This is a genomic window from Halalkalibacter alkaliphilus (genome assembly GCF_023555415.1).
Taxonomy (GTDB): domain Bacteria; phylum Bacillota; class Bacilli; order Bacillales; family Bacillaceae_D; genus Halalkalibacter; species Halalkalibacter alkaliphilus.
In genome coordinates, this window is sequence record NZ_JAKRYL010000008.1 from 28,560 (window position 1) to 45,211 (window position 16,652).

General features: G+C 33.6%; 11 protein-coding genes, 1 pseudogene and 1 riboswitch. Of the genes and pseudogenes, 4 read left to right on the top strand and 8 right to left on the bottom strand.

Annotated elements, in window-relative coordinates:
- Positions 1–428: 428 nt before the first annotated feature.
- Positions 429–1,595, bottom strand: a complete 1,167-nt coding sequence (locus tag MF646_RS09275) for a type I restriction enzyme HsdR N-terminal domain-containing protein (RefSeq protein WP_250096217.1) — start codon at positions 1,593–1,595, stop codon at positions 429–431.
- Position 1,596: 1 nt separating this feature from the next.
- Complete coding sequence (locus MF646_RS09280) at positions 1,597–1,935, bottom strand: hypothetical protein (RefSeq protein WP_250096218.1); 339 nt, start codon at positions 1,933–1,935, stop codon at positions 1,597–1,599.
- A 148-nt stretch (positions 1,936–2,083) separates the two neighbouring features.
- Between MF646_RS09280 and MF646_RS09285 the strand changes: the two genes are divergently transcribed.
- Together MF646_RS09285 and MF646_RS09290 are read left to right on the top strand one after the other, a co-directional pair.
- Complete coding sequence (locus MF646_RS09285; protein WP_250096219.1) at positions 2,084–2,743, top strand: SOS response-associated peptidase; 660 nt, start codon at positions 2,084–2,086, stop codon at positions 2,741–2,743.
- A 65-nt stretch (positions 2,744–2,808) separates the two neighbouring features.
- A complete protein-coding gene (locus MF646_RS09290; protein WP_250096220.1) occupies positions 2,809–5,673 on the top strand; it encodes a DUF4116 domain-containing protein in 2,865 nt (954 codons plus the stop codon).
- Positions 5,674–6,023: 350 nt separating this feature from the next.
- On the opposite strand, the gene MF646_RS09295 is transcribed toward MF646_RS09290, so the two are convergent.
- From MF646_RS09295 to MF646_RS09315, 5 genes and pseudogenes are all read right to left on the bottom strand, one after another.
- A complete protein-coding gene (locus MF646_RS09295) occupies positions 6,024–7,211 on the bottom strand; it encodes a chromate transporter (protein WP_250096221.1) in 1,188 nt (395 codons plus the stop codon).
- Positions 7,212–7,227: 16 nt separating this feature from the next.
- Positions 7,228–7,536: a PadR family transcriptional regulator gene (locus MF646_RS09300; RefSeq protein WP_250096222.1), complete on the bottom strand. Its 309-nt coding sequence runs from the start codon at positions 7,534–7,536 to the stop codon at positions 7,228–7,230.
- Positions 7,537–7,856: 320 nt separating this feature from the next.
- Positions 7,857–9,209: pseudogene (locus tag MF646_RS09305) on the bottom strand (TrkH family potassium uptake protein).
- A gap of 2 nt (positions 9,210–9,211) precedes the next feature.
- Positions 9,212–9,877: a potassium channel family protein gene (locus tag MF646_RS09310; protein ID WP_250096223.1), complete on the bottom strand. Its 666-nt coding sequence runs from the start codon at positions 9,875–9,877 to the stop codon at positions 9,212–9,214.
- Positions 9,878–9,942: 65 nt separating this feature from the next.
- Positions 9,943–10,087, bottom strand: a riboswitch (cyclic di-AMP (ydaO/yuaA leader).
- An 81-nt stretch (positions 10,088–10,168) separates the two neighbouring features.
- The gene (locus MF646_RS09315; protein ID WP_250096224.1) at positions 10,169–11,197 is read right to left on the bottom strand and encodes an ion channel; all 1,029 of its coding nucleotides are present in this window, start codon (positions 11,195–11,197) and stop codon (positions 10,169–10,171) included.
- A gap of 543 nt (positions 11,198–11,740) precedes the next feature.
- Here MF646_RS09315 and MF646_RS09320 point away from each other — a divergent pair.
- Positions 11,741–13,666: an SNIPE associated domain-containing protein gene (locus tag MF646_RS09320; protein WP_250096225.1), complete on the top strand. Its 1,926-nt coding sequence runs from the start codon at positions 11,741–11,743 to the stop codon at positions 13,664–13,666.
- A gap of 83 nt (positions 13,667–13,749) precedes the next feature.
- On the opposite strand, the gene MF646_RS09325 is transcribed toward MF646_RS09320, so the two are convergent.
- Positions 13,750–13,980: a hypothetical protein gene (locus tag MF646_RS09325; protein ID WP_250096226.1), complete on the bottom strand. Its 231-nt coding sequence runs from the start codon at positions 13,978–13,980 to the stop codon at positions 13,750–13,752.
- Positions 13,981–14,425: 445 nt separating this feature from the next.
- Between MF646_RS09325 and MF646_RS09330 the strand changes: the two genes are divergently transcribed.
- Positions 14,426–15,979 carry a hypothetical protein gene (locus MF646_RS09330; RefSeq protein WP_250096227.1) on the top strand — a complete coding sequence of 518 codons (1,554 nt, stop codon included), beginning with the start codon at positions 14,426–14,428 and terminating at the stop codon, positions 15,977–15,979.
- Positions 15,980–16,652 lie beyond the last annotated feature (673 nt).

The following is a 16,652-nucleotide window of genomic DNA, read 5'->3' on the forward strand; positions in this document are numbered from 1 at the left end:
AATCCATTCGGGAAATCACCGTATCAAATCACCGCATAAATCAGCGTCAAATCTCCGTATGCCTTGCAGCAGTCGATTTTTGGCGGGACTGTGTAGGAATCGAACCTACCGGAGACGGCACGCGCCTCCCAAGCGGTTTTGAAGACCGTGCTATCGGTTCTGAAAATTCTGTAAACTCTAAAACCCTTGCTATATAAGGGATAATCCCCTTTTAATTTAAATTTTAGTAACTAGAAATCCATCGTAACTACACGGTCTGTGGCCAGTATGTGTCACGGTCTTCATTATAGCATATAACAATATATTTATTTGCAAAAAATCATACTTAACTTCATCTCAAGTTTATATTGTTACAAACAGCACCAATCAAAAGGACATTTTGTAATAACAAAGATTGAATTGCGTCACGCAAGGATACCCTATTAGAGTTATTTCATAGTTAAACGCTTCTTTTTTACTTTCTTTTTCTGGATTAATTTCTCTCTTACACTAGCATATAATAAAAGCCTTTCTATGAATTGTGATCCAGTTGAAGAAGTAAAAGATTCTCCTTCTGGTAAGGACCCAAGGTATATTTGGCCATTGCAGATTAATTCGGGAGCATAATGTTGAACCTTATCTATTACTTCTTTATTTGTATAACCATTCCGTCTTCCGTTGTGAAAAATATTATATATTTTTTGATCTTTGTTGTACCTAAAAAATTTATCAATGTTTAACTGAAGAATGTGTGTAGAAACACCGGATTGATCTACTGCCACACATAGATAGCTATTTCCAGTCCGGTTACCATATACTGGATCATTTTTGAATATAGGTGTTCCAAATATTCCTATTCTGTAGATTGAATGATTACCATTTATATCCTCAACAATAAAACTTCTGTAATAGCCAGGGAAGTTACCACCACTTGCATTTCCAAATGAAAAGGTCCCGTAAGAGAGGTCTTCCTTAATTGAGGTACTATATTTAGAGCTTGATAATATTTCGCCACATAGAATATAGTTTTGTAACTCAGAAATAAATCCGTGCATTTCCTCGGGTGTCCCTTCACCTATATACCCCACATCCAATAAATGATTCACATAACGCTCGTATGTAGTTAGATCATATGGGAGGCGCTTTAATTCACGAAACTTTGTATATTCAACCTTCCCTTTTAAAAGCTCTGAATATGTATGAATATCATCAGTAAGAAGGACTAGGTTCTCTCCGTCTACTTCATATAAATCAATATATTTTCCATTAGATACTCCAACGTATTTAGCTTTGAGAATATTATTATAAGATTTTACTTGTTCTATAGTGTGTTCAGTTAATTCAATGTGTTTAGCCTTTAACTCTAAAACTAAAAGTGCTTGTTCATTGTCGTGCCGGTCTATATTCCAAACAACTATATCTGCTCTTTTTTTAGAAGTCGGATCAATATGATTAAGAGGATATTCAGTACTAATTGCAGAGGGAGGTATCTCCATTTCGTTTATTAAATAATTAATGAGATGCTGCCTTACTTCTTCTTCCGGAGTATATTGTAGAAATATCTGTCGGCATGGATCGTACAACAATTTCTTTCTTTTACTTTTATAAGTATTCATATTAATTACTTCCCTTGTAGAATTTTATTGGATATCTGTCTACTCTTCCAACATCAATTTTTTCAATGAAACCTTTTGGAAGAGACCAGAGTTCCGTAGTTAAAGTAGATTGAGGTTGTCTTGATACGTCAAAGAATATGATTTTATCTTTGAAGTCAAGATTATATAGAGCTAAAAAAGTAGTAAGCATAGGTTCTTCAGATTGATCGGTACTCTCATTAAGTATTGCATAAATCTCGTATGGGTTCGTTAGAAGGAGGTCTTTTAATTCTTCTACTGAATTAGGTTGTTCCATAAGATAATAGTTTTTATTGTTATGTGTGAATTGTTTAGGATACATTATTTCACCTTTTTCATTTTGTTGTTAGATAATGGTAATATAATAACATAGAATTAAAGAATATTTATAGCTTAGGAATACACTGAATAAATACCGTGGTAAATATGTTATCTACTTGGTTAATAATAGTTGTTGGAGGTGATAAATTATGTGCGGGAGGTTTTCTTTGACAGCAACTAAAGAAGAAATTGAAGAGCAACTGCTCGTAGAACTATTTGAATATCATCCAAGATTCAATATAGCTCCTAGTCAGCCTGTCTTAAGTGTTATTTCGGATGGAGAAAAAAGAAGAGCTGGTTATTTAAGGTGGGGACTTGTACCTGTTTGGGCAAAGGACCCCAAAATTGGATATAAGATGATTAATGCTCGTGGTGAAACGGTTGATGAAAAACCAGCTTTTAAACGATTACTTATTCGCCGCCGTTGTTTAATTGTGGCTGATGGTTTCTATGAATGGAAGCGAACGGAAGAAAATAAGAAGCCTTATAGAATTACAGTTAATGAGGGCATCTTAACATTTGCAGGCTTGTGGGATAGATGGAAATCTAATGACAAGGAAATTGTTTCTTGTACAATCCTTACAACTAAACCTAACGAGTTTATGAAGGGAATCCATGATAGGATGCCAGTTATCTTGGGTGGAGAAGATAGAAATGTTTGGTTGGATCCGGGTGTGAAGGATAAACAGATATTAAAGAACCTTATAAAGCCATACCCAACTCAAGGCATGAATGCATACGAGGTTTCGACTTTGGTTAATAGTCCAAAGAATGAGACGCAAGAGTGCATAAGATCTTTAGTAGAGTAAATAATCTTGTAACTTTTTTGTTTATCATGTTACAGGTTAAGGATTCTATAGTGGAGGCGGATAACATGGATAAGCCATTTGAGATTAGTACCATAAATGATCAAGAGATAATATCAGCCATACAAGAAAATGGTTGGTACATTGAAAAGGTAGAAAAAACGGCTGAAAGATGCCTTGAAGCTGTAAAGCAAGATGGTTGTACATTAAGATTAATCCCAAAAAGGTTACATACTTTAGCTTTGTGTCTTGAGGCGGTTAAACAAAATGCATCAGCTATAAAATATGTGTCAAGAAAAATAATGACAGATGATATTTGTATAGAAGCTGTCAGAAATAGGGGAACAATAATAGCCAATTCCAGGTATATTCCTGATTTGTTCCGAACAAAAAAACTTTATCTTGAGGCAATAAAGCAAAACGGCAAAGCCCTTGAATATGTGCCTGATAAGTATAAGTCGGAAAGATTTTGTAGATTAGCTATTATGCAAAATGGTTTAGCACTCGAATTTGTTCCGAAGAATATTCTGTCAAAAGAATTATTCTTGCTAGCAGTTGAGCAAGACGGATTGGCCTTGGAATATGTCCCATATAAAAACAGAAGCAAAGAAATATGTAATGCTGCTCTTAATAATGATGTATTAGCATTAGAGTATGTACCTAACAGATATAAAAAGACGGAGTTGTGCAAAGAGGCAATCAACTCAAGTTGGGAAGCTTTTCTTTTTGTGCCTGAGAGTATGTATACTTTTAATAATTGCCTTGAGTTATTTGAAAGGGTATTAAGGGAATGTGACGATCCTTCTGTGATGTCGTATAGTGACCGCTCTTGTGTTAGAGAGATAGCAAAACGCTTGCCAGATACTATAAACAACGATATTCAAATTATCAAACTGGCAAGACAATTACGGATAAGGGAATTTAAGAGAAAATACTTCGATAGTGAAACACATAGATTTATAACAATAGAAAGAATAAGTTATAGAGAAGAGGATGAAGTAAGAGAATTTGATTTATTTGTTGACTTTTATAAATATATAGATGGGGATTTGAGAAATGCAAATCTGCATGATTATGATTTTAAAGAGGAGAGTCTGGCCAATTTTAATATTGAAGGTGCCTATATTAGTAGCGCTGTATTAATCGAACAGCACTTATATAACGATTCTTTTTACGATAAGAACATCAAAGATTTCGAACGCAACACGGAACTTATGATTTCTAAAGAAAATGAGGTAGTAGAATCTATCTCTGTTCTTCATGATATCGGTTTGGTTTCAAATGATTCACTAAATGACAATTCTCACAAGATATATTATATCAGCGATATCCATCTAAATCATAAGCTTCTAAAAGCATTCCCAATAAGTGCAACTGAATTGGAAGTTAAGATGTATATCAGACAGTTAGTAAAAAAAATGGTCGATACTGCTACAGATCATTCTTATGAGGACTACTTATTATTAGCTGGCGATATATCTTTTAACTTTGAAATATCAACATTGTTTTATACAGAATTAGTCAAGTATCTGAAGTCAAAACGTTGGAATCCTCTTCAAATAGTAGTAGTGCTTGGGAATCACGAATTATGGGATTTCAATCGACACGGGAGCACACATGCCAAATTGCTTACATTGGATGAAATTATTCAGCAATACCGGGATTTGTTTTCAAGTCTAGGCATATGCTTTTTGCAAAATGATTTGTTGCTTTCAAACGGAGAGATTATTTCAGAAGAGCAATTGGAATCCATTGACCAGGAAGAGTTAAAGCAAATGTGCTTGAAAAGTGCTTTTGTAATACTGGGAGGATTAGGGTTTACCGGATTAAATTCACAATTTAACGCCACGCAAGGAATTTATCGGCAAACCATTATGTCTTTAGATGAGGACATTAAACAGACAAACCAATTTAATTTCATTTACAATAAAGTTAAAAGTGTTTTAAGCAACGATAAAGTTATTGTTTTAACTCATACACCTAAAGTAGACTGGTCGAATGAAGACTACAATCGGAACTGGATATATGTGAATGGACATACTCATCGAAATGATTACTGTTGTGATGAGGAGAAAACTTTTTATTCGGACAATCAAATTGGTTATTATTCTAAAAACATAGGTTTAAAGCATTTTAAATTATCGAGAGTTTATGATATTTTTAAGTACTATTCTAACGGAATTTATTCTATTTCAAGAGAGCAATATTTGGACTTTAACCGGGGTCTCGGGATTAATGTGATTTTTAATAGAACAGGAACTATACTTATGCTTAAAAACAATAATGTATATTGTTTTATACTTGAAGACCAGGATAAAGGGAAAATATATTTGTTAAATGGTGGGAGAATTAATAACTTAGAACATAACGACATCAATTATTATTTTGAGAAAATGGCGTATTATTCAGATGCTATCAGAGGGTTATTTAGCGATTACAATCAAGCATTAAAATCTATAGCTGATAGTATTAAAAAAATTGGTGGTAGTGGGACAATTCACGGCTGTATCGTTGATATAGATTTCTTTAATCACATTTATGTGAATCCGGAAGACGGAAGCGTAACCCCGTATTTTGCCTTGTCGATTGTGGATAAGTATATCTATCCAAATGTCAAATCGCTTTTGTTAGCTCAAAGAAAAGATTTATATGATAATTATATGAAACTTTTAAAAGGAGAGAGCGAGGGCGACAAGCTGTTGAAAGGTCAAATTAAAGCAGGAAGCATTGAAATATCAAGATTTATATCGGATACTTATATGTATAGACCATCAAGAATAATGAAGTCATTACAGTACCTGACAGAAGTTAATGTTATAAGGATTTGGAACGATCGTATTTTCGAAACTCAATTTCAAAGCCAGAAAAAGGAAAACGACTTGTGTGCTAATAATGACGATACTTTGTTGCTGTCCGCTAAACGACAGGAGTAACAATTAACGCCTGTCAAAGACAGTAAGTGTAAGCGCAGAAGTGTTGATAGATCCTTGGTTGGACAAGGACTATCATTTTTGTTTGGATCTTTTGCTGAGCAGTACACCGATACATATTGAAAAATTAAAGAGACGATTACGATTATAAGTGAGCGTCTCTCTGCTGCGCAGTAGACTCTTACTGCGCAGCAATGTGCTTTATTAAATAAAGTTAACAATCGGTCCAATTTGTTAAAAAAGGATTGTAGAAATTTCCCGTATTGAAATAATTATATTGGACTAAAGAGCAGCAAATTTTAAGAAGAGTAAAAAAGATGAGGTTTTAACCACATCTTTTCATTTTGAGCATATTAAATTAACGTTAAGAAAAGCCCGCCTATTGCACCTGTAAGAACGATAACCCAAGGTGGCAACTTCCAAAAGACCAACATACTAAACAATACAGCGGCAAAAGCAAAATCAATTGCTGATAAAATTGAACTGGTCCAGATCGGATGATAAAGTGCTGCAATTAGGATACCTACAACAGCAGCATTTACCCCCATTAAAGCACCTTTAATTTTAGGATTTCGTCGCAAAGTATTCCAAAAAGGTAACGTTCCTAAAATAAGAAGAAAAGCTGGTAAGAAAATAGCAATTGTTGCTAATAATCCACCTTGCCAACCATTAATAACTGCTCCGATGTAGGCTGCAAAAGTAAATAAAGGACCCGGTACGGCCTGAGCTGCTCCATAACCAGCAAGGAACTGTTCTTCACTTAGCCATCCAGTTGGAACGAATTCTCTTTCAAGCAAAGGTAATACGACATGACCCCCACCAAACACAAGAGAGCCGGCACGATAAAAGCTATCAAACATCGCAACCCAATTGAGGTTTGTTGCTTCTCGCAGTAATGGCAGAGCGATAAGTAAACCAAAAAAGAGGATTAAACAAATAACAGCCAAGCGATGGGAAATAGGGAATTTCATGTTTTCTGATGAATCATCTAATGTATGATGTCTATAGATAAGAAAACCGACAAATCCAGCTAAAAGAATCACGCCAACTTGAGTGAATGCAGTCTGCCATAGTAAAGTCACGACAATTGCAAATAAGGCAATCGTTTTTCTTTTAACGTCAGGAGTCAAATTCTTTGCCATCCCTAATATGGCGTGTGCTACTACCACAACAGCGACAATCTTCAGTCCATGTATCCAACCTGCATCTGCAAATCCAAAGCTGTTTAGCAGTAATGCAAAAATAATTAAGGCAAGAACAGATGGAAGAGTAAAACCTATAAACGAAACAATCCCACCTAAAATACCAGCTCGCATCACACCAATACCGATACCCACTTGGCTACTAGCTGGTCCGGGAAGAAACTGACATAATGCTACTAGATCGACATAGCTCTTTTCGTCCATCCATTTCCTTCTTCGTATATATTCTTCGTGAAAATAGCCTAAATGCGCTACAGGTCCACCAAATGAAGTAAATCCAAGTCTTGTAGATACCATTAGGATTTCTAACAGTAATCTAATTTGCTTTTTCTCAGTCATTTCTTTCACCTTCTTATTATTCTTTAATTTCTTTAAAAAGCTCATGGGCTTTTTTCCTAGCCTCTTTTAAGACCGCTTCACCTTTTTCAGTTGTCGAGTAGTACTTTCTAATTTTCCCTTCAACTTTCTGTTCATTTTTTACTAGAAGTCCATCTGCTTCCATATTGTGAAGAATAGGATACAAAGTTCCAGCACTAATGTCATAACCATGTTCTTTTAACTCTTCAAGCATCCATAATCCAAAAATAGGATGTTCCTTAGCATGATGCAAGATATGGATTTGGATAAACCCTAAGAACAGCTTTCGCAACACTCTATCCTCCAAAATTTACCTCCTTTCCATTAACGAAAACTAATATCGGAAATCGATATTGTTAAGGTAACAAATTTAGAAGGCATTAGCAATGAATGAACAAAATTTTATGAAACCTTTACAATTACTTAAGAAAAGCATTGGCGTAAACGCCAATGCTTTTTACAGATTAACGGTCTGAAAATATCTTTTGTAAATCACTTCTAAATTCTGGGTGAATCGAGATTTCGGGTCGAATGTCTTTTACCATTGTTTCTGCCTGTTCTATGGTTTTCTAAAAGATCAATTACTAGTACACTAATTAGAGGTTTTCTAAAGTATACATTAATCTATTACCCAATAATAACTCTCTCTTTTGGATAATGATAATGCTCATCCGTCATTTTACCCCGAATAATAAATAAGAATGCAAAAACACCGATACGACCTACAAACATTAAGAAAATGATTGTTAATTTTCCAGCTGTGCTTAGATCAGGGGTAATTCCCATTGATAATCCTGTAGTTCCAAAAGCCGAGCAGACTTCAAATATGATAGCTGTTAAAGGAAATGGTTCAATGTATGAGAGGAAAATAACAGCTGAAGCAGTAAGCATAATTGCTACACTTATGACAATAAAAGACTTAATCATGTCTTCTTGATCGATTTCTCTGCCAAATACCTTTATCGAGTTTTTCCCTCTAGCAAATGTATAAATAGCCAAAATGATGATTGCGAACGTAGTGGTTCGAATTCCTCCACCCACACTACTAGGAGAAGCCCCGATAAACATGAGAGCACTTAAAAATAGCTGTGTAGGAATATAAAATTCTGCTACATCCATTGTGGCAAGCCCACCATTTCTAGTTGTAACAGATTGGAATAGGGCATAAAAGAAGGTTTCATGCCACGATTTATCAAGGAAGAAATGATTTCAAACCAATAAAAGTATTCCAATAAAACCAACTAAAACAAGTAACCCAAATGTTGTTGTTGTTAATTTAGTATAAAGTGAAAAGCGCTTATTAAATGGTCGTTCTTTTGCCATTAAGAACTCCTTTACTTCAATGAGAACAGGAAACCCAATTGCACCTAATACTAATAAAATGATATTAACAAATTGAACGAAGTAATCATGAGCAAAGGGCTCTAATGAACTCCCTGTAATATCAAACCCAGCATTTGTTGTGGCACTTACTGAGGCAAAGAAGCCTTGTATAAATGCTTCTTGCCAAGTTGGAAAGTATTGTAAGAAGTGTATACCGAGAATGAGTGCACCGATAGCTTCAATCGCTAAAATAATAATTAAGATCTGTTTCATGATCAAAACTAAGCCTGCCATTTCTCCACGGTTTTGATCTGTCATAATTAATTGTCTTTCTCTCAATCCAATCTTCCGACGAAATAGCATCCATACAAATGTTCCTAATGTCATAATTCCGATTCCGCCAAATTGCAGAACAAAAGCAAGAATAAACGTACCTGGAACACTGAAGGTTTCTGCTGTGGAGACAACAGTTAGTCCCGTTACACTAACAGCACTTACAGCCGTGAAGAGAGCTTCAATAACCCCCCACTCCGTTCCAGGATTACGTGCAATAGGTAGACTAAATAAACCCATTGCAATAATGACAGCAAAAAAGTAGTACATAACAATAATCTGAACAGCAGAAAGGTGACTTAGGTGCTCCTTTATTTTTCCCATCTCTATAAACCTTCTTCTTCAAATCGTTTTAAATCTCTTTTATGACCAATGACAATAAGGATATCTTTTTCATTTATCACATCTTCAGGCAACGGAGAAACATTGATATCTTCACCTTGTTTAACAGCTAAGATCGTACAACCAAACTTGGCACGTACATCTAAATCAATGATTGAGCGATTATGAATTTTGTTTGTTGCTAGCAGTTCTACGATACTGTATTCATCAGACAACTCAATAAAATCTACAATTTTTTCTGAAGTTAAATGTTGTGCAATACGAACTCCCATATCATGCTCAGGGTGAATGATTCGATCAGCACCTATTTTATCAAGTACCTTATGATGATAAGCGCTTTGAGCTTTTACCCAAACATTCTCAACTTCCATTTCCTTTAATACGAGAGTAGTTAATATACTAGATTGAATATTATCGCCAATCGCAACTATGACGTATTCAAAATTTCGAATTCCCAGAGATTGTAACGCTTTTTCATCGGTCGAGTCTGCAATAACAGCATGTGTAGAGTATTGTGCAAACTCATTTACTTTATGCTCTCTATTATCGATTGCTAAAACTTGATGTCCCATTCTATATAACTCCTTGCACACACTACCACCGAAACGTCCCAACCCAACAACAGCAAACTGTTTCTTTTTGCCTGCCATTTTTGCTCCACCTCTTTTTATGCAAAATAAAATAGACCATCACAAAGAATGGCCTATTGAGACCCTTCTCTCCAAAATAACGCTGACGAGGTTAGCTGTCGGATTAGGGACTGAGAGTATCCCCTCTTACTTAGTAAGATTCACCCCAAGATGGAACATTTCCACCAAAGTTGGTTCCCCCGCTCGAAAATGATTAAGCGACTAAAGGTTATTATTAAATTAACTAATAGAGAATTTACTCCTCTTAGGTCAGGTTGTCAATACTTATTGTATAAATTTACAAATTGTATTTTAGTGGGGTTTCATAATCTTCTCATATGATTCTTTAGTGCAGATGGCGTAAAGTTCAGCCTCTTTAGGAATAGACTCTCCTAGCTTGGTTAGAATTTGAAAATCATTCCGATCAGAAATTAAATTAGCCCCGAGTTTTTTTAAATCTTCAAAAGCATCGTTATACGTTTTCCAAACTTGTTTTTTAGTGATTTTACGAATATCCACACCGCTTCTTCTACTTAGGAGTTCCATAATTAGCTTGCTTGATCCTTTGTCAACAGCAGCTTTTGCCATTAGATCAGATAAGGCTTCATCAGCAATAATAAATTCATCTACATTCGCATGTTCGAAGTTTGAAATATGCTTTTCTTTAAGAATTTCTACAATGGTATAAATCTCTTGATTCATCTCTACTGCATAACTCTCAATGGCCGATACAATCAGAAGTGACTGTCCATCTGCAGCGACAGGATTAAACTCTTTATCTCCTGTAAAAATTAAAACAGCTTTCGCCTCAAGTACATTTGCCTTTTCTAATGTTTCTAAATCAGTTGCGTCACCTTGTATGTAGGAAAATTTATCACGCTCTAAGGGTGATTTCGGTAGTGAATCGACCACAAGAATCTTTGCTTGGTCATCAATTTCTAAGATCTCATTCATGGTATGTTTAGCTTTATTGGACCAACCGATAATCACATAGTGACCTTTTCCTTTATAATTCAATTTCCCTTCCTCCTTTAATTTTCGTAAAAGTCCAAAGCCTTCAACAATTTTGCCTATGACAATACCGATTAAACCAATTCCAAAAAAATATAAAAATAATCCAAATATCTTACCTATTGTGGTATCTGGAACGAAGTCACCATAGCCTGTTGTTGTAACAGTAGTCATAACATACCAAAATCCGATGAATGGATTTTCAAACATTGCAGGTTCCAACCAGTGAATAATAAAAGAACTGCTAATTAAAAAAATGACCGTTATCAATAATAATGTTAGCTTTCTGATGTTGACAGCCATTTTCATTATTTCAAATATCATTAACATATAAATCCCTCCTTTTAGATAAGGTTTCCAATGTTAGCTTCGTTATAAGTTACGTGAGCTTAAACCATAAAAATGTTTTCTTAAAGTAAAGGAGTATCTTATGTTGAATAAGAAAAATGGAAAAAATTAAGGTCATTTGCTACACAGTACAACGATACTATTCATTGCTTAATAGAAAATGACATTCACAATTGGACACGATTGCGGAAGCATAAACAGAAGCCTAATTCCTTGGTAAAGCAAGGAGTATTAGGCTTTTTGCAAATTTATCATTGGCATTTTTTCTATTGATAAGCAGGTCAACAGCAATTTAGGGAGTGTAAAAAACATGAGATGGCACATATTCTTGTAGTTGTAATCAATTTGTTCCGAACAAAAGGAAATTAATGTTAAAATAAAATTAGTACGTATATAAGTATCGATATATTGCTAGAAAAGTAATGGTTATAATTTGTTAATTGGAAAGTTGATTACAGACTCTTAGTTTGACTTAATTGTGTATGAAAGAACGTTAGTAAATATTATGATACTGGAGGGTTAAATTTGAATAAAAAGCCATGGTACCTATCAACTGAATTTATTTCTTTCATGTTTGTAATTTGGTTTTTAATTGTTCCTTTGTTCTTAGGAATACTATTAATTTTAAAACAAAGAAAAATGAATAAAATCCAAATTGATCAATTAATTTTAGATGTTAATAAAAAGGAATCAGAGCTAAAAAATAAAGAAGAAGTTTTGAAAATGAGATATATTGAATTCGAAGAACGAGTTCAAAATGAAGAAATTGAAATTCAAAAAAAAGAAGTTGCTCATCAACAATCGTTACAAGCCATGGCACACAAATTTGATAAGGAGATCAGGAACAAGCATCTAGAATTAACAGAAATGGAGAACGTTCATCAACAGCTGTTAACTAAGTGGAAAATGGAAACAGAAGGCGAGTTAAAACGATTAGATGAAGATAAACGAAAAGAATGGGAAAAAAAGGATTTAATTTTACAATTCAAATTATTAATAAAATACAAAGCAGCAACGAATCACTTATCAGAAAGGATAAATGAACTAAAATCCGAAAAAAGGGATCTGCTATACCTTATTGGGGAAAAGCAAAACACATTAGATACAATGGAGAGCAGGCATCAGCAAACACTAGTATCTATGACTAAGGACAGAGAAATTGAATTAGAAATTAGAGAAAAAATGGTAAAGGAAAAGGAAGAAGAATTAAAACAAAAATTTCTTAATCTACAAAAAAAGTATAGTGCTGTGGAAGTAGCTCATCTTAAAAAGTTAGATTTGATGACAAAAGTTAAGGAAGAGGAGTTGTTTAACAGGGAGAACAGTGTTAAAGAAAAAGAACGAGCCCTTGCTAACGTACAACATGAGATAGAGAGTGCGAAACGAAGGATTCAGATATTAAATCAACAGATTGTAAATCTAGATGAAGAACTATTATTACAATCATTTGGATATTATGAAACAAAATATGACCTTGAAGATTCAGAGGAATATAATAAATATTTAACATTAATTAGAATTAAACAAAAGGATTTAGTAAAGGAAGGTTTAGCTACAGAGTTTGAGATCAATTGGAGTATAGATAAAGATGAAGAACGAGCTGTTAAAGTAGCAGAAAACAATAAGAGATTAGCCATCCGATCTTTTAATAATGAATGTGATGTTATTGTTAATAAAGTAAAATACTACAATGTAGATTTATGTGAGAAAAGAATACGCTCTGCTTTTGCCCACATTAATCGTCATAATAGACATAATCATTTGAAGTTAACAGAGGCGTTCTTATCTTTAAAACTAGAAGAATTATATTTAGCTCATGAATATGCTGAAAAGAAGCAAGAAGAAAGAGAAGAGAAACTGCGTGCTAATGAGCTAATTAGAGAAGAACGCAGGCTACAAAAAGAATTGCAAGAGCAATTAAAGAAGATTGAAAAAGAACAAAAACTTATAGAGAATGCACTAAAAAAAGCATCCGAACTAGCCCAAGATAGAATTGATGAATATATGATACGACTAGACCAAATCAAAAAACAAAAAGAAGATGTAGATTACAGGATTAACAATACTAAAGCAGGACATGTTTATGTAATATCTAATATTGGAACTTTTGGAGAGAATATTTACAAAATAGGAATGACACGTCGGTTAGATCCAAATGACAGAATAACAGAGCTAAGTGGTGCATCTGTCCCATTCCGTTACGATGTTCATGCAATATTTTTTTCACAGAATGCTCCACAGTTAGAGGCTATGCTACATAGGACATTTAGACATCGTAGAGTAAATAAAGTTAATGAGAGGAAGGAATTTTTTAATGTTAGTCTTCAAGAAATTAAACAAGTAATCCAACAACACCATGAAGCTATAATTAAGTTTACTATGAAAGCTGATGCAAAAGAATATAGAGAGACTCTTGCTATTGAGAGAGAAACTCAACAAGGTGCTGTATAGACCTATAAAAAGAATAAGAGTGATTTCATAGTGGTTATACAGTAATAGCACGTTGTTAAACTCTACTCAATGTCTGAACTAATCTAAAACGGAAGTTCATCCTCATCTCTCGCTTTCTCCAACACATCATAGAATTTAGATTGTAAATAAATTCCTTTTGTTATGCCTTTTTCGTTTTCTAAATAACCAACAATTACATTATCATTGTCACAGACTAATAAGACACTCCAAATTTGTCGAGGTAACATACATTGTACCCAATCTCCTTTTTTAGGAAAACGTGTTGAAATTTTATATAAAGGTTGATCTATCAAAACAAACACCTCCTAAATGTTGTACTCATATATATCGAAAAATTTGAAGCAGTGTTCAATATTTTTTTAGAGAACGAATAATTACACGATCATTTATGGAGAATTTGTTTATTCAATTTGTATTTGGCTCAAAAATTTTACTTAGGTAACGATTCGTGCATACTATGTCTTTTAAAATAACGGTGTGATATGACGTATAATGTTTTTTATATATATTGAACAATAGGTTGATTAGAGTATAAAACTTATGTATAATAATCAATAATAAAGTATATATTTTATAAATATTAACTATAAGTAATCTATGAGATAATTTAATACATTTAAAAAGTGGAAGCACCACACTAAGAGCCGATGGGTAGAAAGAAATACCTGCATCGATTTATTAGTGGTGCTTTTTTCTGTTTTGTTATAAATTAAATGACTCTAAAGAGGTGAGATGAAAATGAACTTTGGTATACATAATTCAAAATTAGATAGAGACCTTATGAAAGCCATTTCTAGAAAAGAAATTGTTATCTCAAAAACAGCTATAAACCTCATCTTCCACCTGCTTCCCTATGTGGACCATGATGGAAGCATTCACCTCGATGAAGAATTAATAAGAAAACGAATGTTCTGCGAAAGACGCTCTTTCCGTAGAGCTTTTGATGAATTATGCGAAATTACATTTAAAGACAAGAAACTATTAACTTTTGAAAATGGTTACTACGTTTCTAATTTCCACCTGTCTACAAAAGGGGCCGATTCTTACCTTAAGCACCTTCCAATCTTCAATTCGCCTGAATTCTTGGAATTAACCTTAAACCAAACGCGACTATTTCTTTATGTCGCAACTTTAAACGTTTGGAATCAAGATACGAAGGTAGCTATTGAAAACCTTTATAAAAACAAGTTACAGAATGATAAATACGGCATGCCTGTTTATCACAGTTATCAAGACATGGTTGATGATTTATTTTATCTCATCGACAATGGCTTTGTTTCCGCGCGCCTACCAGGAGAAACTTCTGAACTCGACAAAAACAATAGCAATTACAAGGAATTATTTAACCAGATGTGCGGATTTGTAAACAACAAGAAAAAACGAACAAGCAAATATAAAAAGAACAATCATGTGATCGGCCTTAAAGTAGCAACCGAAACATACCAACAGCCAGCAATCTCTAATAAAGCTAGTGAAGCAGAAATTCGTTTATTAGCAGAGAAGCACCATATGTTTCATGAGGATATGAAACAAGACACTTTCAACATGTTTATAGGAAATAAAAAAAAATTGATGCAACAATTCGAAGAGGCTGGACTTAACATTTATCGTGCATCCTTGGAGAAATACTTTGCTGAAAAACATGAGAACATTGTTTATTACGATTTAAAAAATAAAGCTGTTAATTACTTCGTTGACTTCTACTTATTAGAGGAAATCAAGAAGGTTATTTTATCTGCCCTTAAATTTGAAACAGTAAAAACTAGGGGAGAGGAGTTCACTTCTCAATATTCATTTAAGGAAGGTCATATCCACGGACTAGTGAACTATTTCATTGCAAATTCGAGCGAAGAACACAAAGTATTGATTGATCAAGATATACAATTAATCCAAGAAGCACACGAAGTCATGTCTTCTCGCACTGCAAAAGCACCTTGGACAGACTTATCTGATTCCATAACAGCCGCTTTTGTAAAACACACATACACAGTCAAAGGGATGTTCGAAGAAGAGTGTAAGAAAAATGGCATTGATAATGCAGATATCCTTTTTGAAAAAATCGATGAAAAAGAACTGATCGTTTCCTTAGCAAGTAACTCTCTCCTTTCTCAACAAAAGAAAGCAGACGAGGAAGCTCAAAAACTAAAACAGATCGTTCGCTTTTTCAGAAAGAAAAGAATTCCACTCAGAATGAACGCCAAACTGTTAGAAAAACAAGAGCAAGAGCGACGAGAACAACAAAATAAACAACGAACCCATAAGAGTAATTTCGATTGGCTCGAACAACGATAAAGCTGTGTCCTTTTTTAAAAAAAGAAAGGATAACGGCTTATTCGTGTTGGAGTTCCCGCTATAACGCCCCTATCAAAGTGACCATATATTATATACAAACCCATAACCAAGGTATGAATTTAACTTATAGTTCATATTTTGGTTATTTTAACGCCTGCAACTTCCATTTTTATGTAAATTTAATCAATTATAAAAACATACAAAAAAGTAAACATCATAACTAGATTATTATATGTAATGTAATTTTCATTATCGTGGTTAATAGATAATGAAAAAGGAACATTTACACTTAATCGCGCACGATATATTTAGTCAGAATAGTATTAAAAATCGCTAACCCCTTAAAATAAAAGGGATTGGCGAAGAAAAATTTCCAATTAACAATTTCACAATGTTATTTGTTATGTTATTTGTAATTGAATTTGTAATGAGATTTGAAATAGAATTTGTCATTTTGTTTTTGGAAAAGACAATGAATTTATATTTATTAATAATATGAACCTTTATGTATTTCAAAATATTTTTGTATAAAGTATAATGCACCTTTTTAAACTAATTTCTAATAATTTGTTCTAAGACTAAATAATTTTATCCATTTTTAAGTGGGTTTAGCCCAGTAATACCATACGTTTCGCTATGTGGTTGGGAAAATTCAATAAAATTGTTGTTAATT